Source organism: Pseudomonas sp. UM16, from assembly GCF_050312595.1.
In the GTDB taxonomy this organism is placed as follows: Bacteria; Pseudomonadota; Gammaproteobacteria; order Pseudomonadales; family Pseudomonadaceae; genus Aquipseudomonas.
On sequence record NZ_JBNPJT010000003.1, the window covers coordinates 91,612 to 116,518 of the forward strand.

General features: G+C 60.4%; 20 protein-coding genes and 2 pseudogenes. 5 read left to right on the forward strand and 17 right to left on the reverse strand.

The window, feature by feature from the left end; translation table 11 throughout:
* Window positions 1–4: 4 nt before the first annotated feature.
* Both ACQRAX_RS04210 and ACQRAX_RS04215 read right to left on the reverse strand, forming a co-directional pair.
* The gene (locus ACQRAX_RS04210; RefSeq protein WP_412039297.1) at window positions 5–181 is read right to left on the reverse strand and encodes a KGG domain-containing protein; all 177 of its coding nucleotides are present in this window, start codon (window positions 179–181) and stop codon (window positions 5–7) included.
* Window positions 182–379: 198 nt separating this feature from the next.
* Entirely contained in the window at window positions 380–1,495 is a 1,116-nt protein-coding gene (locus tag ACQRAX_RS04215) for a CaiB/BaiF CoA transferase family protein (RefSeq protein ID WP_412039296.1), read from the reverse strand.
* Between the two features lie 158 nt (window positions 1,496–1,653).
* On the opposite strand from ACQRAX_RS04215, the gene ACQRAX_RS04220 reads away from it, so the two are divergent.
* Window positions 1,654–3,375: a hypothetical protein gene (locus ACQRAX_RS04220; protein ID WP_412039295.1), complete on the forward strand. Its 1,722-nt coding sequence runs from the start codon at window positions 1,654–1,656 to the stop codon at window positions 3,373–3,375.
* A gap of 158 nt (window positions 3,376–3,533) precedes the next feature.
* On the opposite strand, the pseudogene ACQRAX_RS04225 reads toward ACQRAX_RS04220, so the two are convergent.
* From ACQRAX_RS04225 to ACQRAX_RS04265, 9 genes and pseudogenes are all read right to left on the reverse strand, one after another.
* Window positions 3,534–4,723: pseudogene (locus ACQRAX_RS04225) on the reverse strand (lipid-transfer protein).
* Between the two features lie 107 nt (window positions 4,724–4,830).
* Window positions 4,831–6,195: a DUF1329 domain-containing protein gene (locus tag ACQRAX_RS04230; protein WP_412039294.1), complete on the reverse strand. Its 1,365-nt coding sequence runs from the start codon at window positions 6,193–6,195 to the stop codon at window positions 4,831–4,833.
* Between the two features lie 27 nt (window positions 6,196–6,222).
* Window positions 6,223–8,043 carry a DUF1302 domain-containing protein gene (locus ACQRAX_RS04235; protein ID WP_412039293.1) on the reverse strand — a complete coding sequence of 607 codons (1,821 nt, stop codon included), beginning with the start codon at window positions 8,041–8,043 and terminating at the stop codon, window positions 6,223–6,225.
* Between the two features lie 116 nt (window positions 8,044–8,159).
* Window positions 8,160–9,722, reverse strand: coding sequence for a long-chain-fatty-acid--CoA ligase (locus ACQRAX_RS04240; protein ID WP_412039292.1), 1,563 nt, complete (start codon window positions 9,720–9,722; stop codon window positions 8,160–8,162).
* A 98-nt stretch (window positions 9,723–9,820) separates the two neighbouring features.
* Window positions 9,821–10,963: an acyl-CoA dehydrogenase family protein gene (locus ACQRAX_RS04245; protein WP_412039291.1), complete on the reverse strand. Its 1,143-nt coding sequence runs from the start codon at window positions 10,961–10,963 to the stop codon at window positions 9,821–9,823.
* A gap of 69 nt (window positions 10,964–11,032) precedes the next feature.
* A complete protein-coding gene (locus ACQRAX_RS04250; protein ID WP_412039290.1) occupies window positions 11,033–11,866 on the reverse strand; it encodes an SDR family NAD(P)-dependent oxidoreductase in 834 nt (277 codons plus the stop codon).
* 31 nt (window positions 11,867–11,897) lie between these two features.
* A complete protein-coding gene (locus tag ACQRAX_RS04255; RefSeq protein WP_412039289.1) occupies window positions 11,898–12,326 on the reverse strand; it encodes a MaoC family dehydratase in 429 nt (142 codons plus the stop codon).
* Window positions 12,327–12,336: 10 nt separating this feature from the next.
* Window positions 12,337–12,774, reverse strand: a complete 438-nt coding sequence (locus ACQRAX_RS04260; protein ID WP_412039288.1) for a MaoC family dehydratase N-terminal domain-containing protein — start codon at window positions 12,772–12,774, stop codon at window positions 12,337–12,339.
* Between the two features lie 42 nt (window positions 12,775–12,816).
* Complete coding sequence (locus ACQRAX_RS04265) at window positions 12,817–14,001, reverse strand: lipid-transfer protein (RefSeq protein WP_412039287.1); 1,185 nt, start codon at window positions 13,999–14,001, stop codon at window positions 12,817–12,819.
* Window positions 14,002–14,319: 318 nt separating this feature from the next.
* Here ACQRAX_RS04265 and ACQRAX_RS04270 point away from each other — a divergent pair, with 318 nt between their 5' ends.
* From ACQRAX_RS04270 to ACQRAX_RS04280, 3 genes are all read left to right on the forward strand, one after another.
* Window positions 14,320–15,468, forward strand: a complete 1,149-nt coding sequence (locus ACQRAX_RS04270; protein WP_412039286.1) for an acyl-CoA dehydrogenase family protein — start codon at window positions 14,320–14,322, stop codon at window positions 15,466–15,468.
* 64 nt (window positions 15,469–15,532) lie between these two features.
* On the forward strand, window positions 15,533–16,336 hold the full coding sequence (locus ACQRAX_RS04275; RefSeq protein WP_412039285.1) for an enoyl-CoA hydratase/isomerase family protein: 804 nt from the start codon (window positions 15,533–15,535) through the stop codon (window positions 16,334–16,336).
* Complete coding sequence (locus ACQRAX_RS04280; RefSeq protein WP_412039284.1) at window positions 16,333–16,779, forward strand: PaaI family thioesterase; 447 nt, start codon at window positions 16,333–16,335, stop codon at window positions 16,777–16,779. Before ACQRAX_RS04275 ends, ACQRAX_RS04280 begins: the two co-directional genes overlap by 4 nt.
* On the opposite strand, the gene ACQRAX_RS04285 is transcribed toward ACQRAX_RS04280, so the two are convergent.
* Window positions 16,780–19,545 carry a LuxR C-terminal-related transcriptional regulator gene (locus ACQRAX_RS04285; protein WP_412039283.1) on the reverse strand — a complete coding sequence of 922 codons (2,766 nt, stop codon included), beginning with the start codon at window positions 19,543–19,545 and terminating at the stop codon, window positions 16,780–16,782.
* A gap of 164 nt (window positions 19,546–19,709) precedes the next feature.
* Entirely contained in the window at window positions 19,710–20,513 is an 804-nt protein-coding gene (locus ACQRAX_RS04290; RefSeq protein WP_412039282.1) for a LysR family transcriptional regulator, read from the reverse strand.
* 142 nt (window positions 20,514–20,655) lie between these two features.
* On the opposite strand from ACQRAX_RS04290, the pseudogene ACQRAX_RS04295 reads away from it, so the two are divergent.
* A pseudogene (locus ACQRAX_RS04295) lies at window positions 20,656–21,646 on the forward strand (CaiB/BaiF CoA transferase family protein).
* A 61-nt stretch (window positions 21,647–21,707) separates the two neighbouring features.
* Here ACQRAX_RS04295 and ACQRAX_RS04300 read toward each other — a convergent pair.
* The 4 genes from ACQRAX_RS04300 to ACQRAX_RS04315 form a co-directional block, all read right to left on the reverse strand.
* Window positions 21,708–22,190 carry a MaoC/PaaZ C-terminal domain-containing protein gene (locus ACQRAX_RS04300; RefSeq protein WP_412039279.1) on the reverse strand — a complete coding sequence of 161 codons (483 nt, stop codon included), beginning with the start codon at window positions 22,188–22,190 and terminating at the stop codon, window positions 21,708–21,710.
* 9 nt (window positions 22,191–22,199) lie between these two features.
* Window positions 22,200–23,384 carry an acyl-CoA dehydrogenase family protein gene (locus ACQRAX_RS04305; RefSeq protein ID WP_412039278.1) on the reverse strand — a complete coding sequence of 395 codons (1,185 nt, stop codon included), beginning with the start codon at window positions 23,382–23,384 and terminating at the stop codon, window positions 22,200–22,202.
* A 27-nt stretch (window positions 23,385–23,411) separates the two neighbouring features.
* Window positions 23,412–23,981, reverse strand: coding sequence for a DUF2889 domain-containing protein (locus tag ACQRAX_RS04310; RefSeq protein ID WP_280043476.1), 570 nt, complete (start codon window positions 23,979–23,981; stop codon window positions 23,412–23,414).
* Window positions 23,982–24,066: 85 nt separating this feature from the next.
* Complete coding sequence (locus tag ACQRAX_RS04315) at window positions 24,067–24,897, reverse strand: SDR family NAD(P)-dependent oxidoreductase (protein ID WP_412039277.1); 831 nt, start codon at window positions 24,895–24,897, stop codon at window positions 24,067–24,069.
* Window positions 24,898–24,907: the final 10 nt, after the last annotated feature.

Genomic DNA, 24,907 nt, shown 5'->3' on the forward strand with positions numbered 1-24,907 from the left:
CCCTTTACTTCTGGGTGCGACCACCGCCAGCGCCTGGCTGTTGACCACCCTTGTCAGTACCCTGACCGCCTTTGCGACCCGCTTCCGATGCTTTGTTCCGGTCATTGGCAGGATTGCCTTGATTGCCCTGACCGCCTTTTGCGCCGCCTTGGTTGCCCATTTTGTCTTGATTGTGAGCCATGATCTTTCACCTCTTACTGGATGAAACGTTACACAGCAGGTGCCGTGTATAAGGTAGGAGTTCAGCCAGTACGGTGGATTCGTTTTAATTGCGCAAACGGCGGACGAGTGGCGTTAAATACTCAAGCCTGGATGTTTGTGGCAGCGGCAATTGGCGCTTCCTTGCGCCTACTCTCACCCTGGTGAAGAGGATCAAACGCTAGCGGCCCCAGAGCCCGGCAAGGTCACGGGCGTCAATAGCGGCCAGCACTTGTTCGGTGTGCGCACCACGGGTGGGGATGGCGCCTGGGGTCACCACTTGGCCGTCGAAACGTGGCGCCGGATGGGCTTGGAGCAGCCCATCGCGTTCGAAATACACGTTGCGTTCGAGCATGTGTGGATGCTGGGCGGCTTCACGGGGGCTGAGCACCGGGGCAAAACAGGCATCGCTGCCTTCAAGCAGATCGCACCAGTACTGGCGAGGCTGGCTGGCAAACAGTTCGGCAAACGCCTCGCGCATTGCTGGCCAGGCGTTGCTGTCCCATTGCCGCGCAAAGCGTGGATCGGCCTGCAGGCCGAGCTTGTCCAGCAGCAGTGCGTAGAATTGCGGTTCCATTGAGCCCAGCGCGACGTAACGATCGTCGGCACAGCGATAGGTCGCGTAAAAATGCGAACCGTCATGAACACTCTTGCCGCGTTGTTCGTCGAGCAGCCCGCGCTTGGCCAGGGACATCATCAGCTGCATCATGTGCGCCGATCCATCAACGATCGCGGCATCGACCACACTGCCCTGCCCGCTTTGACGCGCCTTGAGCACGCCAGCGAGCACACCGATTGCCAAATACAACGCGCCACCACCGATATCACCGATCAGGGTGATCGGCGAAGACGGCGCTTCGCCCGCGGTGCCGCTGTGGTACAGCGCACCGGACAAGGCGATGTAGTTGTTGTCGTGGCCGGCGGCATTGGCCATCGGCCCGTGTTGACCCCAGCCAGTCATGCGCCCATAGACCAGCGCCGGGTTACGCGCCTGGCACTGTTCCGGGCCCAGGCCCAGGCGTTCCATCACACCCGGGCGCATGCCTTCGATCAGCACATCGGCGCTTTCGATCAGTTTGAGCACCAGCGCTCGGCCTTCAGCGCTTTTGAGGTCCGCCACCACCGAGCGCTTGCCGCGATTGAGCGGGTTGCTCGGGGCATTTTTGTCGCCGGTGATCGACGTGGATTCGGCGCGTTCAACCGCAATCACATCGGCACCCAGATCCGCCAGGTGCATGGCGCAGAACGGCCCGGGACCGATACCGCAGATTTCGACAATCTTGATACCTGACAGCATGTGCTCTCCTAAAACAGTGGACTTGTTGTTATGCGGGCACGCTAGCAGAGGACAACCGTGCAATCCTGCCCCCCGCCACGGGGGGCTTTAGCCACCCACGGTGCTGGCTACTCTGGACCTGGCAACCGCTGGCAATAACAACAAAAGGATAAGAGCGTATGTTTGAGTTACCTCCTCACTGGGCCCTCTGGGCCGCCTGCTGCCTCAGCGTTCCTGCAGTGGCTTCGGCGCAAACCCAGGTCGCCCCACCCAACCCGTACCTGGCACAGTCATACAACAACCAGACGCACTGGAACGATGGCGCCTCCGACAGCACCGCCATCAACGTCGCACGCGGTTCGTACAAGATGACCCCAGACGCTTACCGGGTGGTGCCCAACGAGTCGGGCAGCCTGATGCAATACACTGACAAGGTGAACGGCACCGACGTGTACTGGTACTGGGCCGGTTTTTCCCTACGCAAGCTGAAGATCAATGATGACTTCACGTTCAGCGAAATCGCCCGTGTCGATCTGCCCGTGAAACTGCCTAACTTCAAGGCAATTACGCCTGAGCAACGCCTTGACCAAGCCGCCCAGACCCAAAAATTTCTCGACGCCAAGGACGAAAAAGGTCTGCTTGACTACATGCAGGCGCAACCCAACCGCATGCTCACGGCCACCACCGATCAACTGCTGGGTGGCGCTATCTACTCGGTCCTGACCCGCGACAACGCCTTTATCGGTGCCAGTGCCCGTCGTGTCTTCCGCATCGACCAGAACGACCCCAAAGACCCCACGTCCGGGATGAAACTGACCCAAGAAGTGCAACTGCCAGACGCGTTGTTCGACAACGAACGGACCAAGCGCGGAGTCCGTATGCCGATGGACACCACCTTCGGCATGGGCATGACCCTCAATGGCTACTTGGTGATCAACACAATGGGTGGCACCGTCGCCACCCTCGATCGCAACACCCTGAAACTGATCGACAGCTACCGCCTTGAAGGCAATGACGAGGTGTTCCTCAACTCCTTCTCCACCGGCCCTGAAGTCAATGGTGGCGCGGTGTATGTCGCGTCCAACCAGAACATGTACCGTTTGGTTGTCGATAAAGACGGCAAGCTCCATGCTGACGAGGCCAGCGGTGCCTGGAAAGCACCCTATGAGCGTGGTGTACGCTTCTCTTCGGTGAAAATCGCCGATGGTACTGGGGCCACGCCGACCCTGATGGGGTACGGGCCAGACGAAGACAAGCTGGTGGTGTTCACTGACGGTTCGAAGAAAATGAACCTGGTCGCCATGTGGCGTGACCAGATCCCGGCTGGTTGGAAACAAAAGCCAGGCACCCTGTCGCCGCGGATTGCCGACCAGCGTGCCGTGGACTTGGGCGATGCGATCCCGACGGTGCAATCGGAGCAATCAGTCGCTGTGTATGACGGCCATGCGTTCGTGGTCAACAACATCCCAGCAGAAGACAAGCCAGCACTGGCCAAGTCTGGCTACTACGTCACCATGCTCAACGGCATGACCCGCCCGGCTGCCAAGGGTGTGGCGATGCTCAAGTGGGACAGTGCCAAGGATCAGTGGAACACCTTGTGGACCCGTACCGACGTCGGTTCGGTTTCGGTGGTACCGATGATCAGTGGCGGTAGCCGTATGGCCTTGATCAACGGTGTTTACACAGCACGTCAGGGTGAGGGTTATCACATTGGTATGGACCTGGACACGGGTAAGACCGTGCTGGAAATCGCCACGGGTAGCGATCCGGTGTTCAACGGCATGTATGCGCCGATCAAAGTCGATGCTCAGGGACGGCTGATGTATGGCATGGCCTTCGGTTTGGTACTGATGGACACCAGCCGGATGCAAAAGGTTGAGCAGGTTGCCAAGAGCCAATAAGTTCTGATTGTTGCAAACAAACGCCTGGTGCTCTGCACCGGGCGTTTTTTTGTCGTGTAATCGCGTCTCCCCTGACACCACATCGATAGCATCGCCAGCAAGGCTGGCTCCTACAAAAAAAAACCGGGCACTAGGCCCGGCCAAACCTGCGCGTTGGATCAGCTGCGACCGTACAAGGTCACCACACAAGCCCCCCCAACCCCAGGTTATGCTGCAAGGCCAGGCTGGCCCCTTCAACCTGGCGCTTATCGGCGGTACCACGCAGCTGGTGAGTCAACTCATAGCACTGAGCAAGACCGGTGGCGCCCAGCGGATGCCCCTTGGACAACAGCCCACCCGACGGATTAGTCACCACCTGACCGCCATAGCTGTTGTCACCATCAAGCACAAAACGCTCAGCACCACCAACCGCACACAGCCCCAAGGACTCATACGTCAGCAGCTCGTTATGAGCAAAGCAGTCGTGCAGCTCAACCACACGAATGTCCTGCGGATCAACACCGGCCTTCTCGTACACGGCCTGGGCAGCCCGTTGCGCCATGTCAAAACCCACCACCTCAATCATCGACATCGCTTCATGACAAACCGCCGTATCGGTGGTCAACGACTGTGCCAGGATCACCACATCGGTGTTCAGGCCATGCTTCTTGGCAAACGCTTCGGAGCAAATGATCGCCGCCGCCGCACCGCAGGTTGGCGGGCAGGCCATCAAACGAGTCATGACCCCCGGCCAGATCACCTGATCGTTCATCACGTCTTCGGTCGTCACAATCTTGCGGAACAGCGCCAGCGGGTTGTTGCTGGCATGACGGCTGGCCTTGGCGCGAATAGCAGCAAAGGTGCTCATTTGCGTGCCGTACTTTTGCATGTGCTCGCGGCCCGCGCCGCCAAACATTTGCAACGCACTGGGGATACCGGCGACATCGGCGCACAGCTCATCGATCACCGCTTGGGTCATGTGCGTGGTCGCACGCGGGCGGTCGTCCCAGACGCTCTTCAGCGCACCCGCCTGCATCTGCTCGAAGCCAAAGGCCAGGGCACAGTCCACCGCCCCGCTCTCCACCGCCTGGCGTGCCAGGAACAAGGCACTGGAGCCGGTGGAGCAGTTGTTGTTGACGTTGACCAACGGAATACCGCTCATGCCAACCTCATACAACGCCGCCTGGCCACTGGTGGAATCACCATAGACATATCCGGCGTAGGCTTGCTGCACCAGGCTGTAATCCAGGCCAGCGTCTTCCAGGGCCAGGCGTACCGCCTGCGAACCCATCTCGATATAGGTACCGCTGGTGCCAGGCTTAACGAACGGAATCATACCGACGCCGACAACGTAAGGTTTTTGCGACATTACAGTGCTCCTGAATCAGGGAATTACACGGTGTTAATCAAGGGGAAAGTTGCTCAACGGGGTACTGTCCGCCCGATGTGACGGGCGAACAGCTATTGCTCATAAACTCAGCGGATACCAGCGTTACGCAACGCCGCGGGGGTAAAGTCGTTGACACTCGGCTGATAGGCGTAATTGATGCCTTGCTTGTTCTCGTTGCCCAGGTTCGCCACCACATAACGACCGGCCATCAGGTCATAGGTGCCGATGCCAGCGAACGCTGTCAGCTTTTGCACGTAGTCGGTGTAGGTGTGCCCTTCACTGACCCGCCACAGCTGGCCACGACCGTCATAGTGGTCGATCTCCACAGCGGTCCAGGTGTCTTCGTCGAAGAACATGTTGCGTTTGGCGTAGATATGCCGTGAGCCAGATTTGAGCGTGCCAACCACTTCCCATACCCGGTGCAGCTCATAACGGGTCAAGTCCTGGTTGATATGGCCGGGCTGGATGATGTCCTTGTACTTGAGCGTTGGTGATTGCAGCACATAGCTGTTGTAGGGGATGTAGATTTCCTTCTTGCCCACCAGCTTCCAGTCGTAACGGTCCGGTGCGCCGTTGTACATGTCGGCGTTGTCCGCTACGCGCAAGCCATCAGCGGCGGTGCCTGGGCCGTCATAGGCCACCTGCGGGGCGCGGCGCACACGCCGTTGACCGGCGTTGTAAGCCCAGGCCATGCGCGGCTCGGCCACTTGATCAAGGGTTTCGTGGATCAACGTCACGTTACCGGCCATGCGCGCCGGTGAAGTAACCGTCTGCTTGGCGAAGAACAAGATGTTGTTGATGTCCTTGGGTTTGGCGTCTGCCATGATCCACGGAAAGCCGCTGGCGATTTCGATGTGCACCGGCGTGAAGTCGCCGTTGACCTGCGGGGTCGCCTGAACCTGGACGTTGATGTAGTTGTGCCCGCGATAGCGCGTCAGGTGATTCCACACCACTTCCAGACCGTTTTTCGGGATCGGGAAGGCAAAGTAATGCGACTGCTCAAAGTTCTTCAGCGAGTAGCCGTCGTTGACCGCTTCGGTAGTCACCGCGCTTTTTTTCGCCGCGTCATAGGCCGCTTGCGGCATGGTCGCGCTGCGTTGAGTCTTGTACACCGGCATGCGGTAGGTTTCAGGGTAACGCTTAAACATCGCCAACTGACCTGGGGTCAGTTTGTCCTTGTACTGCTCGGCGTTGGCTGCGGTAATCACAAACAGAGGTTTTTCACCGGCATAAGGGTTACCCATGAAGCCATTGCTAACCGGTGCTGCGTCGGTTTTCAGGCCACCGGTCCAGGCCGGGATGCTGCCATCGGCGTTGCCTGCCTTTTCTGCGCCCACGGGCGTGAGACTGGTGCCCAGCTTGGCGGCTTCCTGTTCAGAAACCGCAGCCATGACACTGCTGGCAACGAGGGACAGGGTGCAGGCGGTGAGTAGAAAACGTAAAGGTTTCATTGTTGTTGTTCCTCTCGCTGATGGGTGTCAGAAGTTCACGCCGAAACTGAGGGCGACGTAGTCGCGATCAGTGTTGGTGTTCCACTTGCCGCCGAAGTAGTCGGTGTAGCTGAGGCTGGCGGTGTAGGTGTTCAGGTAGTCGGCATCCACACCGAGGCTAACGGCCTTGGTGCCCTCTTCGAAGTTCGGCCCGACGCCATCGACGTCATGCGACCAGGCGACGTTGGGCGACAGATTGATGCCGGCAATCACGTTGGGGTAGTCGAACTTGGCGCGCATTCGGTAGCCCCAGGAGCTGCTGGTGTAGAAACCATGGCTGTTGCATTCCTGCTGCGGATTGCTGCGGGTGGTGACGCCGGGTTGCCCCGGCACGGGTTGTACCGCGCCGATGCAGACCGCCTGGTTGACCAGTTCACCGGCACCGAACACGGTGTTGCGGCCAAAACGCAGGTCGCTGCCGTCACTGGAACCCAGGCCGTTGATGTGGTTGTAGCCAACCTCGCCAACCAGGGTCAGACGGTCACTGCCCAGCACCTGATCGAAGAAATGCGTCGCGCTGACCTGGGCTTGCAACACCGGCATACGCTTGTAACCATCAAGACCGGCACCGGCGACGTTGTCGGAATTACCGCTTTGGAACAGTGGCGAGGTCGGGTTGCCCAAGGCCGCCAGGTTGATGTCGGCACCGTTGAGGTTGAGTGGCATGTTCGGCCGGTAGCTGACCTCACCACCGATCGCGGTGCCCTCAACGTTGGTGGCAAAACTCACGCCGTACAGGCGCACGTCTTCGGGGTAGACCACGTTGTAGCTGGCGCTGCGAATGGCAGCGACCGCATTGGCGGTATTGGTGGCGCGGGTGAAGTTCAGGCTCGGGTTACGGCTGTGGTAGTTCATGGCGTAGAAGCCGAACTCGGTATCGTTCATCTCCGGCACAAACCAACGCAGCGCCAGGCCATACTGGCCGCTGTCGCGGGCATCCTTGGTTTTGGTACGGGTGATGTAGGCATCATCATTGACCCCAGGGACACCGGTGTTGCTGGCGGCGCCGGGCGGCAGGTCGAGGCCGGCCAAGACTGCGCGGTCGGTACAGCCTTCAGGGGTGACGTCGTTGCCGAAGAAGGTGCCGCAGTTGTCGATGACCGAGCTTTCCCATTCGATCTGGTAGAACATCTCGGCGGTCAGGCTATCGGTCAAGCCTTGGGACAGGTAGAACATGTTGACCGGAATCAGGCCTTCCTTGACCTCGGCACCGGGGCGGCGCAAGGCCGCAACGTCAATCGGGTTGATCGTGTTGATCGAGTTGCCGATGAAGGTGCTCTCACCCCAGCTGACGACCTGTTTGCCGACCCGAACGTTGCCCGGCAGGGCGCCGAGGTTGTAGTTGTGGTACACGAAGCTGTCGAGGAACATTGCTCCGGACGATTTGGCGGCGCGGTCACGGCCACTGTCGTCGATGTCGTAGAACAGCCGGCTTTCATCCTTGAGTTCAAAGTCATACCAGTACTTGCCACGGACAAATACCCCGGTCTCACCGTACTTGAGCTCCAGGTCGTGCACGCCCTTGAAGATCTTCGAGAAGGTTTCACCCTTCTTGAAGTTCAGCCGGTTGTCGTCGTTGGTACGCGACGCCGCGTTACCCCTGACCCCCTGTGAGTTGAAGTTGGAGATAAAGTCCGGGTCCGGGCCGCGCACGGCCCAACTGGCGCCAATCGACAGCGAGGAATCAAAGCTGCCTTCGAGCTCACCGATGGTGAAGTCTTTGGCATCGGCCTGGGACTGAACGGCGATGGCCACGGCGACGGCCAGCAGGTGCGGAGCGCGAATGGCGCGCAATGTCGTCAGGTTCATGGGTACTCCGGTGTACACGGGACGCAAGGAAGGCCTGCCACACGCGTCGGTGCGGTTCTGGTCTTTGCGATTACGAAAGAAAAGCGCGGCCGTCATGGCCGCGCGGCACACAAGACTCAGGCGATCCCGCGCTTGTGGTTTTCCCAGAACGGCTTGCGCAGTTCGGTCTTCAACACCTTGCCGACGCTCGTCAGCGGCAGCGCTTCGCGGAACTCGATGCTGCGAGGCACCTTGTAGCCGGCGATCCGTTCCCGGCAATGGCCGATGATGTCTTCTGGGCTGGCGACCACACCCGGCTTGAGGATGATCACCGCATGCACGGTCTCTCCCCATTTCTTGCAGGGAATACCAATCACAGCGCTCTGTGCCACGGCCGGGTGACTGGCAATGGCGGTCTCGACTTCGGCGCTGTAGATGTTCTCGCCGCCGCTGACCACCATGTCTTTGAGTCGGTCACAGATGTAGATAAAACCATCCTTATCCATGTAACCGCCGTCACCGGTGTGCATCCAGCCGCCACGCAGCGCCTCGGCGGTGGCTTCTGGCTTTTTCCAGTAACCCAGCATCACATTCGGGCCGCGAACGGTAATCTCCCCCACGGTGCCGCGCGGCACTTCGTTGTCCTGGGCATCGACCACCCGCACTTCGACACAAATACCCGGCAGGCCGGCCGAGTACATCTTGCCGCTGGCCTGGTGCTCGGGCGTGTGGTACTCAGGCCCCAGGGTGGTGGCCACAGGAGCCAGTTCGGTCATGCCGTAGCCTTGGGAAAATTCGGCATTGGTAAACATCGCCTGCGCACGGTCAAGCAAGGATGGCGTGATGGTCGAAGCGCCGTAGCCAACACGTTTGAGCGAACTGACGTCAAGGTGCTGACCTTGGCTCTGGTACCAGTCCAGGAGCATCTGGATCATGGTCGGTGCCAACAGCACTTCGTTGACCTGCTCCTGGTCGATGGCTTCAAGCGCGGCCTGCGCGGTAAAGGATGGCAGGACGATATGCGTGCCGCCGGTGACAAACAGCGCGACCATGGCGGCAAAATCAGCGAGGTGAAACATCGGCATCGAGTGCAAGAAGCGTGCATCGACACTGCATTTGCCGGTATTGACCGAGTTCATTGCCGAGAAGGCCACATTGGTGTGGCTGAGCATCACCCCCTTGGGAAAACCGGTGGTGCCGCCGGTATAGAAGATCCCTAGCAAAGCATCGCCGCCGCGTCGTGCGTCCTCGACTGGGGCGCTGTTGGCAATCAGGGTTTCATAATTGAGCATTCCCGCTGGAGTCGGGCCATCACCGGCGTAGATCACTTGGCGCAACGTGGTGGCCTGCTCGATGATTTTTTGCGCGATGTCTTTGTGGCGATCGTCAACAATCAGCACGGTGGTTTGCGAATCCTCCAACGAGTAGACGATTTCCGCCACGCTCCACCGGAAGTTCACTGGGTTGACCACGGCATCGGCCCACGGTACGGCCAGGTAGTACTCCAGGTAGTACTGGCAGTTGAAGGCCAGCATGGCCACGCGGTCGCCGCTGGCAACGCCCAACCCTTTCAGTGCACCGGCAAGCCGCGCTACCCGGTCGCCATACTCGGCATAAGTGGTGCTACGGCCCTGGGCGCGGATGGCCACCGCTTGCGGTCGGCTCTGCAGTTGACGATGCAGTCCTTGAGTGATGTACATACTGAACTCCAAATAACTTTTTATTCTTGGATTGATTTGGATCGAGTCGCGTTGTGCGGCGGGCTAACACGCAGCGCCAGCCCTGCCTGTGTCTCGGGTTACAGGGAGCGGGCCACCACCTCACGCTGGATCTCGTTGGAGCCGCCATAGATCCGTGCGACCCGGGCATCGGCCCACATCCGCCCGATCGGGTACTCGTTCATGTAGCCGTAACCGCCGAACAGTTGCAGGCAACGGTCGAGTACTTCGCCCTGGCGTTCGGTCAGCCAGAACTTGCCCATCGACGCCAGGGTGGTATCCAGGCTGCCGTCGATCCAGCGCTGGACGATCAGGTCGACAAAGGTCTTGGCAGCGAGCACCGTGGCCTTGACGTCAGCGAGGACGAAGCGACTGTTCTGGAAATCGATGACCGGCTTGCCAAAGGCTTTGCGGTCTTTGGTGTATTCCACGGTCAGGCGCAAGGCGCGCTCCATCACCGCGACAGCGCCAACACCGATCTGCGCGCGCTCGTACGGGAGCTGGCTCATCAGGGTGTAGAAACCGCGGCCTTCGACTTCGCCAAGCAGGCAATCAGTCGGCACTTTGACGTCGTCGAAGAACATCTCCGAGGTGTCTTGAGCGTGCATGCCGACTTTGCTCAATAGCTTGCCGCGGCGAAAACCCGGGGTATTGGTATCGACCATAAACAGCGAAACGCCTTTGGCGCCCTGGCTGATATCGGTCTTGGCAATCACCAGGACCATGTCGCAGGTCTGGCCATTGCTGATGAAGGTCTTGGCACCATTGATGACGTAGTGCTCGCCCTCCTTCACCGCGCGGGTCCGTACCGACTGTAAGTCGGAGCCGGCACCCGGCTCGGTCATGGCAATGGCGCAGATCACTTCACCGGAACCGATCTTCGGCAGCCAGTGTTTCTTCTGCGCTTCGGTACCGGATTCAAGAATGTAATGCGCAACGATATGACTCAGGCCGATGCCCAGGCCACCGCCGAACGAGCTCATGGTTTGTACGACGCAGGCATAGTGACCAATGCCGCCGCCAGCACCGCCGTACTCCTCGGGTACATCAGGCAGGATCAGGCCCAGTTCGCCAGCCTTGAGCCAGGCCGAACGGTCAGCATAGTGTTGCTCGCGCCAGTGCAATTCATTAGGTTCCATGTACTCTTTGGCGAAGCGCTGAACCATGTCACTGAACTGTTCCAGGTCTTCGTTCATCCACGGTGAGCGGTAGTTTTCCAGCATTGCACAGACCTCTTGTTCGATACGCCCCGGCGCTGCAACGGCACTCGGGGCTGCAGGGCAAAGGAGCAATCAGAAGTTGGAGCCTGGGCCACCGCCGCAGTAGATAACCTGACCGGAGCAGTAATCGGACTCGGGCAGGCAGAACATCACCACCGCACCGGCAGCTTCTTCGGGCTTGCCCGGGCGACCGAGTGGGATAGTCTGGCTGGCGCTGTCCAGACGCGACTGCTGAACACCGACCTTGATTTCACGGCCTTCGATATTCACCGTCTTGCTGTCTTCACCGGCCAGGGCCTGGGTCAGACGGGTTTCGACCAGGCCGAACGCCACGGCATTGACGTTGACCTTCAGGCGCCCCCACTCTTTGGCCAGGGTTTTGGTCAGGCCCAGCATGCCGGCCTTGGCCGAGGAGTAGTTGCTCTGGCCGACGTTGCCACCGGCGGCACCGGAGGAGATGTTGACGACCTTACGCAGTACTTCGCGGCCTTCGGCGGCTTCTTTCTTGGCTGCAGCGCTGATCACCGGCTGGGCGGCACGGAGAATGCGAAACGGCGCCGTCAGGTGGCAATCCATGATCGCGTACCACTGCTCGTCGCTCATCTTCTGGATCACGTTGTCCCAGGTAAAACCGGCATTGTTGATGATGATGTCGATAGCGCCGTAGTTGTCGACCGCCGTCTTGACCAGACGCTCGGCGAAGTCTGGGGCTGTGACGCTGCCCACACAGGCAACCGCTTCGCCACCGGCGTTGCGGATGGTGGTGACCACTTCTTCGGCAGGTTCAGCGTCCAGATCGTTAATCACCAACTTGGCGCCGTAGGCCGCCAGTTGCAGCGCGACTTCACGGCCGATACCCCGACCGGAGCCGGTGACCAGGGCAACTTTGCCTTCAAGCTTTTTCATCAATCGATTCCTTAAATGCGTTGGAGGGGGATCAGGCCAGGGCGACCACGGCTTCACCGAGCAGTTTGTCTTCGCCGTACTGGTTGGCGCAGCGAATGGTCAGACGTACGCGCTTCTCGCCGTTCTCTTCGAACTTTTCGGTGACCTTGCCACTGCACGTCGGGATATGGCCCAACTGAGTGATGCCGGTGAACCGAACAGACAGCGCACGCACTTGCTGCTGCGGCACCCACTGGGTCAGCAGGCGACCCAGGTAGGCAGCCGAGAGCATGCCGTGGGCAAACACATCGGGCATGCGCGACTTACGGGCGAAATCGATATCGACGTGGATCGGGTTGTGGTCACCCGATGCGCCGCAGTACAGAGCCAGGGTGGTACGGTTGACTGGCTGCAGTTTGAGCAGCGGCACTTCGTCGCCGACCTGGAGATCGGAAAACTGAACGTGATTGGCAACAGACATCGGCAATTCCTCAGCGCTGGACAAGAGACGAGCGGACATCGGCGACGTGCTCGCCATCCTGGTTGGTCACCCGTGATTCGGTGACCACGAACTGCAGGGCACCGCCCTTCTTCTCATAGACTTCCGAGATCACTGCATCGAAGGTCAGCACGTCACCGGCATAGGCCATCTGGTGGTACACGAATGACTGCTCGGCATGCAGAATCCGCCCGAGGTCGAAGTCCACCAGCTTGAGGAAGGTGTTGAGGTCACGCCCCTCACCTTCCAGACATTTGAAAAAGGTCGGTGGCACTGGCAGGGACTTGTGTCCCGCCGCCTTGGCGACGGCTTCGTCGGTGTAGACCGGATCGATTTCACCAATCGCCTTGGCGAAGAAGCGCAGGCGGCCCTTTTCTACTTCGGTGGAGAACGTCCCGAGCTTGTGCCCGATCAGATTCTTGTCAGCCATGTGTGTGATTCCTCTTGTTGTTGTAAGGGACAGCGAACCGGCTCAGTTGCGGCCGTACATGGTCACCACACAGGCGCCGCCCAGGCCCAGGTTGTGCTGCAGGGCGATGTTCAGCCCATCGACCTGGCGCTTGTCGGCGGTGCCCCGTAGCTGGTGGGTCAGCTCGTAACATTGGGCCAGGCCCGTGGCGCCCAGGGGGTGCCCCTTGGAAAGCAGACCGCCGGAAGGGTTGGTGACCACCTGGCCGCCATAGGTGTTGTCGCCATCGAGGACGAACTGTTCACCACCGCCCACCTGGCACAGGCCCAGGGCTTCATAGGTGAGCAGCTCGTTGTGGGCGAAGCAGTCATGCAACTCGACGGCGCGTATGTCTTGGGGGCCGAAACCGGATTGCTCATAAACCAGGCCGGCGGCGCGTTGGGCCATGTGAAAGCCGGCATAGGCGATCATCGACGGCGGATCGAAGGACTCCACCGGGTCGGTGACCATCGACTGCGCCAGAATTACCACGTCGCTGCGCAGGCCATGCTTTTTCGCAAACGCCGGCGAGCAGATGATCGCCGCGGCAGCGCCACAGGTTGGCGGGCAGGCCATCAGACGGGTCATGACCCCAGGCCACATGACCTTATCGTTCATCACCTCTTCGGTGCTGACAATGGTCTTGAACAGCGCCAGGGGATTGTTGGCCGCGTGGCGACTGGCTTTGGCGCGAATGGCGGCAAAGGTTTCCATACGCGTACCGTACCTGTGCATGTGTTCACGGCCAGCACCGCCAAAGGTCTTCAAGGCGCGTGGCAGGTCAACATCGCGGGTCAGGTCTTCCATCACATGGACAACACTGGCGCGGGTGATCGGACGATCGTCCCAGTGCGACTTCAAGGCACCGGCCTGCATCTGTTCGAAACCCAGCGCCAATACACACTCAGCTTGACCGCTTGCTACCGCAGCACGTGCCAGGTACAACGCGGTGGAACCTGTGGAGCAGTTGTTGTTGACGTTGATGATCGGAATACCGGTGCGGCCGACTTCGTACAGGGCTGTCTGGCCGCAAGTGGAGTCACCGTAGACATATCCGGTAAATGCCATCTGCACCTTGTCATACTCAATGCCGGCATCCTTGAGCGCCAAACGCGTTGCCTGCGCTCCCATGTCGGTATAACTAGGGCTCGCACCGGGCTTTGAGAAAGGGATCATGCCGACCCCGGCTACCACCACTTTGTCGCTCATCGTTTGATGTCCTTTGCAATGCTCACTCAGTTGGCTAGCCGCCGGCGGGCCGGTGGTCATGGGTACCCATCCTAGAAGTGGCAGCGCCCGTGCTACGACCGTCGAAGGGATGAAAGTTGCGGATTAACCGGGAGGCGTTCGAAGGAACGTCGCAAGGGAGTAGCCATACGCGGCAGCGGCAGGGCACGCCCCTCCTCCCTCGCTACGCCCATTCGAACGATGCGCTGCATACTCCGCAGCATCATCCCTTCGGCGCTCTCAGGTGCTGCGTCCGGTTCCCTAGGATGGCGATACCGCCCCTCCCCCCTAAGGATTGCAATGAGCGACTACAGACCATCATGGCTTACCGAAGACATGGCCATCTTCCAGCAATCGGTACGCCGCTTCGCCGCCGAAGAGCTGGTACCCCATGAAGAACGCTGGGCCAAGCAGCAGCACGTCGACCGCCAGACCTGGTTAAAAGCCGGTGAAATGGGCATGCTCTGCCCGGGTATCCCGGAGGAATACGGCGGTGGCGGCGGCAGTCATGCGCACAACGCCATCGTTGGCTACGAGCTGGCCCATGCCGTGGCCACCAGCCTGGGCACCAACGTCCACAGTGCGATCAGTGCGCATTACATCCTGCGTTACGCCAGCGAGGCGCAGAAACAACGCTGGCTGCCACGGATGGCCAGCGGCGAGCTGGTCGCCGCCATCGCCATGACCGAGCCCGGCGCTGGCACCGACCTGCAAAACGTCAAGACCAAAGCCATCCGTGACGGTGACCACTACGTCATCAACGGTTCCAAGACCTTTATCACCAATGGCTACCTTGCCGACCTGGTCCTGTTGGTGTGCAAGACCGACCCGAGCCTGGGCGCCAAGGGCATTTCCATCATCGCTCTGGAAACCAAGGACCTGCCGGGCTTTCGCCGCGGTCGCATCCTCGACAAGCTGGGCCAGAAAGGCCAGGACACCTCCGAGCTGTTCTTCGACGATGTACGCGTGCCGGTAGACAACCTGCTTGGCCCGCAGGAAGGCCAGGGTTTTGTCCAACTGATGCAGCAACTGCCTGAAGAACGTATGTTCATCGCCATGAACGCGCTGGGTTCGATGGAGCGCGCCGTGGAAGAAACCATCAAGTACACCCAGGACCGCAACGTCTTCGGCAAACCACTGATGGACATGCAGAACACTCGATTCAAGCTGGCGGAAATGCAGACCACCGTCACCATCGCGCAAACCTTCATCGATGCGTGCATGAACAAGATGGTCAAGCACCAACTCGACGCGACCACTGCAGCCAAGGCCAAGTGGTGGACCTCGACCCAGGCCTGCCAAATCATCGATGAGTGCCTGCAGCTGCACGGCGGCTACGGCTACATGCTCGAATACCCGATCGCCCGCCTCTACATCAACACCCGGCCAATGCGCATCTACGGTGGCTCCAACGAAGTCATGAAAGAGCTGATCGCGCGAACTTTCTAAGGCATACATCGTGCCCCGGCTGTTGATAGCCGGGGCATTTGTGACGCTGGAACGGAGAGGTCTGATGTCAACACTTGAATTTTCCAGGCACGAAGGTGTGGCCACCCTGGTGATGTCGCGCCCAGGCGTCAAGAACGCCTACAACGCTGAAATGGGCGCCGCCCTGCTCGATGCCCTTGAGCAGATCCGTCGCGACCCGCAGGTACGCGCGGTGGTGCTGACCGGCGCTGGCGAGGATTTTTGCGCTGGCGGCGATGTCGGAGGGATGTCACGCATGGCATTTACTGCCGCTGAACTACGGGCACGAATGGAAATCGCCAACCACGCGGTCATCGCCCTGGCGGCACTGCCCTGTCCGGTTATCGCTGCGGTGGACGGTGTCGCCATGGGTGCGGGGTTCAGCCTGGCGCTGGCAGCGGACTTCATCGTGGCCTCCGAGCGGGCGCGATTTTGCATGGCATTCGCGCGTATTGGTGCAGTGCCGGACATGGGCGCCACCTATATCCTCCCGCGCCTGGTAGGCCTGCAAAAGGCCCGCGAGCTGATCTATTCAGCAGGCGAGATCAATGCAGCCCGGGCGTTGGAAATAGGCATCCTCTTGGAGGTGGTGGCCAACGCCGAAGTCCAGGCACGGGCCGCGGAACTGGCGCGCAGCATGACCGCCCTGTCGCCTACGGCCTTTGCAATGACCAAACGCCTGCTCGACCATTCGCTGAACAATGACTGGAGTAGCCAGCTGGCCGATGAAGCCAGCGCCCAGGCCATCGCCATGACATGCGACTACTTCAAAGAAGCGACCGCACGATTTATGCGCAAAGAGCCGTTTCTCTATCGTTGGCCGCGACCGGCAAGGAGTGAACGCACATGAGCACGGCGATTCCCGAAAGCGTTGCGCTGATTGTCGACGACGCACCGCCTGCTGGTTTCATACCATTGCTGCGGGCCGGTTTCGTTGCCCAGTGCACCGGCCTGTACTACCACCCGCAGCGCACCGTGATGGCGGCACGGATCCGCGCAGAACACCTCAACCCATTGGGAATCGCCCATGGTGGTTTTCTCGCCACTCTGGCCGACACGGCCTTCGGTCGGGTGCTCAAGGATGCCGTTGACAGCGACATACCACCGGCGACCATCAACTTGAGCATCGACTACTTGAGCCCGGCACAGTTGGGCGCTTGGGTCGAGGCGCATGTCCAGGTCCACCGATTGGGCCGGACCCTCTACCACGCCAGCCTCGACCTGCTCGACGGTGAACGTCTGGTCGCCCGTGGCAAGGCGACCTTTATCGGTAACGCCTTGCGTCAACGCTGATCACAACGTGGTGTTGTCGGGCAGTTTCAGGTCCAGGTCGCGGGCCTTGGCGATAGCCTCGTCGCGACCTGTCACCCCCAGCTTGTAGAAAATGTTCTTCATGTGCCACTTCACCGTTTCCGGTGACAGGTTCAACACCCGCGCGATTTTCTTGTTCGGCAGTGCCCTGGCCACCAGGCTCAGCACCTCAAGCTCACGGACACTGAGCAGTTTCGCCGCACCCTCGTCGTCGGCACGATTGGCACCGAGCGCACTGCCGCGAGCAATCTCCAGCAACCGGCGAGTGTAGAACGCCAGTACCGGATCGAGCACCTGTTCCTGCTGCAGCACTTCGAGCACGGCAGCAATACCCGGCCAGGCATCGAGCAGGCTGCGCACCAGGCCAAGCCGATGGCCTTGGCGCAAGGCTTCGATGACCAGCTCGCGGGCCAGCTGCGCTCGCCCACACCCTTGCTCGCTCACCGCCCGCTGCAGCAGCATCGGCACCACCCGCCGCCAGCGGCGCTCACGCACCGATGTGTCGATCAAGGCCTGCAGGCAAGCACTGGCGCCGATAAAGTCACCGCGGTAAAGCAAGCGCTCAGCGCTGGCACGGCGGCATACAGTCAGGGTATCCAAGAGGGTGCCTGGCCCCTGCGGCGCGAGGCGCAGCGCAATCTGTTCGAGTTGCTGCTGGGCCATATCGGCCTGTTGCGCCTGCCCGCTTTGTTGCGACCAGCGCATGCGCAGGACCAATGCCGACGCCTGCAAACGATCCAGTTCATAGCGTTCGGCATGCTGCTCCAAACGCTCCACCCAGTGCCAGGCTTGAGTGTGGCGACCGGCCAACCAATGGGCCATGGCCAGGGTCTGCATCGCCTGCAATACGCTGTCGGGTATCGCCACCCGTTCCAATAGCCGCATCCGCGGTTCCAGCAACTGGCAGGCTGCTTCATAGTCACCCTGCTCATAGAGCGCAGTGCCGAGCAGACTGGCGGCCAAGCTGCTGACAATCAGATAGGCCACACCATGACGCTCGGTTTCATCGAGCACTTCGCGATACAGGTGCTCGGCCTCGCCGATACGGCCTTCAAGTGCCAGGCTCATACCGTTCAGGCAGCGGCCCATAAGGCTGCGACGCGATGAACCCTGCAGGCGCTCGGCGCCTTCGAGCACTGTCCTGGCCTGCTCGAATTCGCCCTGGTACATGTAAAACCAGGCCAAGGTATTGTTGCGGCCAGAGTAGGCGAAATCATCGGCGTCCGCGGGAACGGCGAGCAGTTCGGGCAGCACCTTGAACATCGCGTCACTGTTGTCGCGGCATAAGGCCAGGCTCGCTTTGAGCACCGTAAACACATGCTGTTGGTTACGGTCCAGGGCCGCGTATTGGCGTTGCAGCAGCTCCATGCTTTGCTGCACCACAGGAAAATTGCGCGCATACAGTGACAGGTGGGCCATCACCAGTTGCAAGCCGATGCGTGCATCGGTCTGTTCCTTGGGCAGACGACGCAGCAGCGCCGAAACCTGGCTGAGGTCGCCGCGGCTGAGCAGGTCGTAGGCGCAGGCCTCGACGATGTCGGCCGCCGCTTCAGCGTCGCCGGCCTGTACGGCGTGGCGCACGGCCTCATCGAGGTGACCATGCTCGCTGAACCAGGCACGGGCGGTGGCATGCAGGTCGACCAGATGCTCCTGCGGCTGTGCGTCCAGGCGTGCGCGCAACACTTTGCCCAGCAGCGGATGCAGGCGGTACCAAGTTTCACTGTCGTGACTCTTGACCTGGGTGATGAACAGGTTGTCGCTGTCCAAGCGGGTCAACTGGGTGAGCATCCGCGCAATGGCATGAGGCTGGCCAAGCAGCGTTGCACACAATGACGCACAGAAGCGTTCGCAGATCGACACCCGCGTCAGCAGGCGCAAGTCTTCGGGTTGCAGTCGCACCAATACTTCACGTTCGAAATAACTGGCGAAGGCACCGGGGTCGCGCACCTGCACACGATCAAAGCGCCCGCCTTGCTTTGCCTTGAGGTCCACTGCAAACAATTGCAGCCCAGCAACCCAACCATCGGTCAGTTCGTGCAGCACGGCAGCGTCGCGCGGGTCGATGCTGCCGAGTTGTTCGCGCAGAAAGCGCTCCGACTCTTCAGCGCTGAAGCGTAGATCGCGCAGGTCGAAATCGCTGACTTGCCCGCGTGCGCGCAGGCGTGCCAGGCCGAGCGGCATGGCCATGCGCGAACAGAACACCAAGTGCAACTTGGCCGGGGCGTAATCGAGCAGCCACTGCAGCGCCTGCACGATACGCGGATCCTGCACATGGTGCAGGTCGTCAAGCATCAATACCAGCTCACGCCCATGCTGCTCGATACTTTGCACCAGGGTGATGACCCAATGCTCCAAGGCCATGTCGCCGTTATCGCGGCCAAGTAAGAACCCTGCATCGCGGACAAGTTCGGGGTTGATCTCGGCAAGGCTGGCCTGCAGGCAGTGACAAAAACGCTCCAGGTTGTTGTCTTCAGCGGCCAACGACAACCAGGCGACATCGAAATTCAATGCCAGCAACTCGCGCCGCCAGCCTAGCAAGGTGCTGGTCTTGCCTGACCCTGCTGGCCCCTGGATCACCACGCAGCGCTGGCGCCGGGCGTCCAGCAAGCGTCCCAGCAAGCCCTCACGGGCCACCAGGCGGCGCGCACCACGGGGCGGTACGACTTTGGTGTCGACGCTGTAATGATCGGCATGCTCAAGGTGAGCTGAGGAGCTCGGAGCAGTGCCTGAATCGGGCGGTAACGACATGATCGAAAACTTCCAGGAAAGCGGCCAGCGCGACGCTGCAGTGTACGGGCTAATGTTGCGCTTGCCGATACCGGATTGCTATCGGTTAGCGCCCATAGCGTGCTCGATGAAAAAACGAGCTGTCGGGTTGATCGTATCTTCCAACACCGCCACCGCAGTGCCCATCACCAAGCTGTCAGCCAACTCATCAAGCGGCAGGAATACCACCCCCGCGCCGCTGTAACGACACGCGCATCCGGCAGCAGCGCCACGCCCAGGCCCGCTTCAACCAAACCCAGAACAGTCTGCACCTGCACCGCCTCCTGGACGATAGGCGGCTGAATACCAGCAATCTGGAAGGCGTACAGGGTCATGGCATGCATGCCCGGCACCAGTCTGCGGGGGTGGACGATGAAGGGATGCTCACCAAGGTCCGCCAGTTTCAGCCCGACGTGCCCCACCAGCGGCGAATCGGCACTGACCGCCAAGACCATGCGCTCTCGCTGCAAAGGAATGACCTTCGCTGCCGCCGGTTCCAGCACCGGGTAGCGCACCAGGGCCACGTCCAACGAGTGCTCCTCAATACGCCGGAGCAAATCACTGGTAGTAGACTCCTCAATCTGCAGCTGCACGGCTGGGAACTGGCCACGATAGCTACGGATGATTTTCGGCATCAACGCGAACGCGGCTGAGCCGACAAAACCAACCCGCACCCGCCCCTGACTGCCTTGCTGGCCGTCACGCGCGGCACGGCGGATCTCATCGGCGAAGAACAGCGAGCGCCGGGCATAGTGCAGTACCGCCTCGCCCGCCGGGGTCAGTTTCAAACCACTCGACAAGCGTTCGAACAACAGCATACCCAATTCACTTTCGAGTTTTTTGATCGAGGTCGACAACGGCGGCTGGGCCATGTGCAGTTGCTCAGCAGCCCGGTGAAAATTGAGGGTCTCGGCCAGCACCAGAACCTGCTTGAGTTGACGTAATTCCATGCTAACTCTGCTAGGCCATTAGCCGTGCGTATCGGGTGATCTGGATCGAGTATTGGACGCCTGGCAACGGCTGGCCAATCATGGGCCGATGACTATGCGTGCCGTGGCGGCGCGCCCTCAACCACTGCGAAGGAAGACACAAATGGGCCCACTTGCTGGTGTGAAAGTTGTCGAACTGGCCGGTATCGGCCCCGGCCCCATGGCAGCGATGATGCTCGCTGACCTGGGCGCTACGGTGTTGCGTATCGAGCGTCGAGAGGCAGTCGATCTGGGCGTCAAGAAGCCGCTCAAATTCAACCTGCTGCTGCGCAATCGCCACGCCATTGCCCTGGACCTGAAAGACCCGCAGGCAGTCGAGCTGGTCAAGGAACTGGTAGCCGACGCTGACGCCCTGATTGAAGGTTTCCGCCCCGGCGTCACCGAACGCCTGGGCCTGGGTCCGGAAGCACTCCTGGCACTCAACCCAAGGCTGGTGTACGGACGGATCACTGGTTGGGGGCAAACCGGGCCGCTGGCCAAAGCTGCCGGTCACGACATCAACTACATCGCCTTGACCGGCGTGCTCAATGCCATTGGCCACGGTGTTTTACGGCCTGGTCGGGGCTGGCAGCTGGAACCCTCAGCGTGGCAGCAATGTGCTCGACTCCGGTGCGCACTTTTATGATGTCTACCCCTGTGCCGATAACCAATTGTTCTCCATTGGCCCGATTGAAGGCCGCTTCCATGCCGATTTGTTGCGCCATCTGCAGATCGATCCGCAACTGATCGGCGAGCAGCACGACCCACGCAACTGGCCAGCGGCGCGCCGTTTGTTTGCCCAAGCCTTTGCCCAACGCACACGGGCACAATGGTGCGAGCTACTGGAGGGCACAGATGTCTGCTTCGCCCCAGTGTTGTCGTTCGCTGAGGCACCGGACCACACGCACTTGAAGGCCCGAGGCACCTTTGTCGAAGCTGACGGGGTCGTCCAGCCAGCACCGGCGCCACGCTTCAGTCGTACACCGGCGTCGACACCCACAGCGCCACAGGCCGCCACCCTGGCCGGTGTCAATCAGGCATTGGCCGGGTGGCTGAATGAGCAACGCATCGGCCACTGGACGGCCCAAGGTGTGATGGGCGACAACCCGCAGTAACGCCACTCCCGGCACAACACAGTCATGCGGGACAAGCCGATGCTCATCCCGCATGGCCGGCTTACCCCGTTGGTCGCACGCGCATCATGCGCAGCGGTGTGTACTCCATAACCGTCTCGCCGCGCTGATTGATTACCGAATTGCGCGTGCGCACCAGGCCCCGATCAGGCCTGGAACTGATGCGCTGCTCGACAACCTCACACTGCACATGCAGGGTGTCACCGATGAAGGTCGGCCCCTGCATGTTCAGGTTCGCGTTGAGAAATGCCAATCCCGAGGCCTGGAAGGATGCTGCGACCAACCCCTCGGCGAAGGTATAGACCAGTCCGCCTGGCACCACTCGGCCGGGAATGCCCATCCGCGCCCGGTCTGCAGCTTCGGCGTTGGTAAACAGTTCCTCGGTCAACCAGGTCAGGTTGGTAAAATTGACCAGATCGGTTTCCGTTACCGTGCGTTTTTTGCTGTGAAAGCGGGTGCCCACCGGCAAGTCATCGCAATAGATGCCCACCTCCAACGACAGGACTGTAGGCTCATCAATGGCCATGTTCACCCCTCAATAGGACTTGGGCATGCCGAGGACCTTCTCGGCAATAAAGCACAGGATCATTTCCCGGCTGACCGGGGCGATGCGCGGGATCATCGCTTCGCGCAGGTAGCGCTCGACGTGATACTCCTTGGCATAGCCATAACCGCCATGGGTCATCACTGCGGTTTCACAGGCGTGGTAGCCCGCCTCAGCCGCCAGGTACTTGGCGGCGCCGGCTTCGACTCCACACTCTTGGCCGCCGTCGAAGCGCGAAGCGGCGTGAAAAGCCATCAGGTTGGCAGCTTCCAGCTCCATCCAGCATTTGGCTAACGGGTGCTGGATTGCCTGGTTCAGGCCGATCGGCCGGTTGAACACTTCACGTTCCAGGGCATAGTTTGCCGCCCGCGCCAGCGCCGCACGCCCCAGGCCCACGGCTTCACCGGCCACCAGGATACGTTCGGCATTCATGCCATGCAGAATGTATTTGAAACCCTTACCCTCTTCACCAATCCGGTCGGCCACCGGTACCCGCAAGCCATCGATGAACACCTGGTTGGTGTCGATGGCCTTGCGACCCATTTTGTCGATTTCATGCACCTGGATGCAACTGCGGTCGAAATCGGTATAAAACAGGCTCAACCCTTCACTCTTGTTCTTCACCGCTTCCAGCGGCGTGGTGCGCGCCAGAATCAGCATCTTCTCGGCCACACTGGCGGTGGAGATGAAAGTCTTGACCCCGTGCAGCACATAATGGTCGCCGTCGCGCACGGCGCGGGTCGTGAGCTGGGTGGTATTGAGACCGGTGTTAGGCTCGGTAACCATAAAGCACGTGCGGTGCTCGCCAGCAATCAACGGTGGCAGCATGCGCAGTTTTTGCTCCTCGGAGCCGAACTCGACCACCGGGTTCAAACCGAAGATGTTCATGTGCACCGCCGAAGCTCCGCTCATGCCTGCGCCTGATTCGGCGATCGCTTGCATCATCACCGTCGCCTCACTGATACCCAGGCCAGAGCCACCGTAGGCTTCGGGAATACAGATGCCCAGCCAACCATCCCTGGCCAGGGCCTGGTGAAAGTCGTGGGGAAAGCCGCCGTGTTTGTCTTTTTCCAGCCAATAATCAGCGTCGAACCGTTCGCAGATCTTCAGGATCGCCTGGCGGATTTCTTGGTGCTCGGGCGACAGGCTTGCAGCAGTGGATTGCAATGGCAGCATAAATAGAGGCTCCACTAAGTAATAGGATCAGGCCTTCGGCAGCCCTTGGGGCCACAACAGCCGAACCGCGTCGCCGTCTTCGCGGTAGGCGTGGCAGGTGCCGATAACCCAGGGTCGCACCGCCACTTGCCGCTGCTGACCATTGGCCGCGCGCTGGCTGGCGTGCGCCCGATAGGTGGAAAATAGGGTTTGCATGGCGGTGGTGGCCATGCGTTCAAGCAATTCAGTCAGGTGCGTACAGCCCTGCGCGCCGCCGACAATGTCCTTCATTTTGCGTTTGAAACCCGCAGCGATCTTTACCCCTTGCAGACGCGAATAGGCGCTACTGATCTCGGCACAAAACGGACTGGCGCCCACGGCTGTGGTAGCGACGATGTGCTGAATAACCATGTCGGCATCAATGGTCATGACCAGGCGCATGTCGTGAATGGTGCCGCCCTCGCCCACCGAGTGGAACGGCAGGTCGGTGGGCGCGTTGGTCAGGTCTTGCAGCCGCCCTTCGATATCAAAGAGGCCGTCGCTACGCTGGTAGCCCTGGCAGAAAATCTCACGGGTATGCAGCAAGGTACGGGTGAGTACTGGCGTGGTAGTCGTCATGGGACTGCTTCTCTATATAGCCGGTTCGCACGATGGGCAAGCAGGCCGGGAACCCAAAGCGTTCCCGGCACAACAGCGCGTGGGCTTAGAAGCCGCCGCGGCCGCCGCCACAGATGATGGTCTGGCCAGTGACATAGTCCGATTCAGGAATGCAGAACATGTACACCGAACCGGCCGCCTCTTCGGCAGTTCCTGGTCGGCCGAGCGCGATTTCACGGCTGGCGGCGGCGATGCGGTCCGGGTGTACACCGACCTTGATGTCGCGGCCTTCGACCTGCACGGTCTTTTCTTCAGTGGTCGATTGGGTCAGGCGTGTTTCGATAAAGCCGAACGCCACGCAGTTGACGTTGACCTTCATTCGCCCCCACTCCTTGGCCAGGGTCTTGGTCATGCCCATGATCCCGGCTTTGGCCGAGGAATAGTTGACCTGGCCCGCATTACCTTGGGTGCCCGACACCGAGGAGATGTTGACCACTTTGCGGAACACTTCCTGGCCCGCTTCAGCTTCGGCCTTGCTGGCTTCGCGAAAGTACGGGTAGGCCGCACGCAGGATGCGGAACGGCGCCTTGAGGTGGCAGTCGAGAATCGCATCCCATTGTTCATCGCCCATCTTCTGGATGACGTTGTCCCAGGTGAAGCCGGCATTGTTGACGATAATGTCGATACGACCGAACGCCTGCAGCGCGGTCTGCACGATGCGCTCGCCAAAGTCCGGTGCCGATACGTTGCCGATACAGGCGACAGCGTCGCTGCCCTGTGCGCGGATTTCGGCGATCACTTCTTCAGCGGGCGCCTGGTCCAGGTCATTGATGATCACCCGGGCGCCCTTTTCGGCGAACTTCAGTGCTACACAGCGGCCGATACCTCGGCCAGAGCCGGTGACGATGGCAACTTTTCCTGCAAGTGTCTTGTCCATGGGGTCGTTC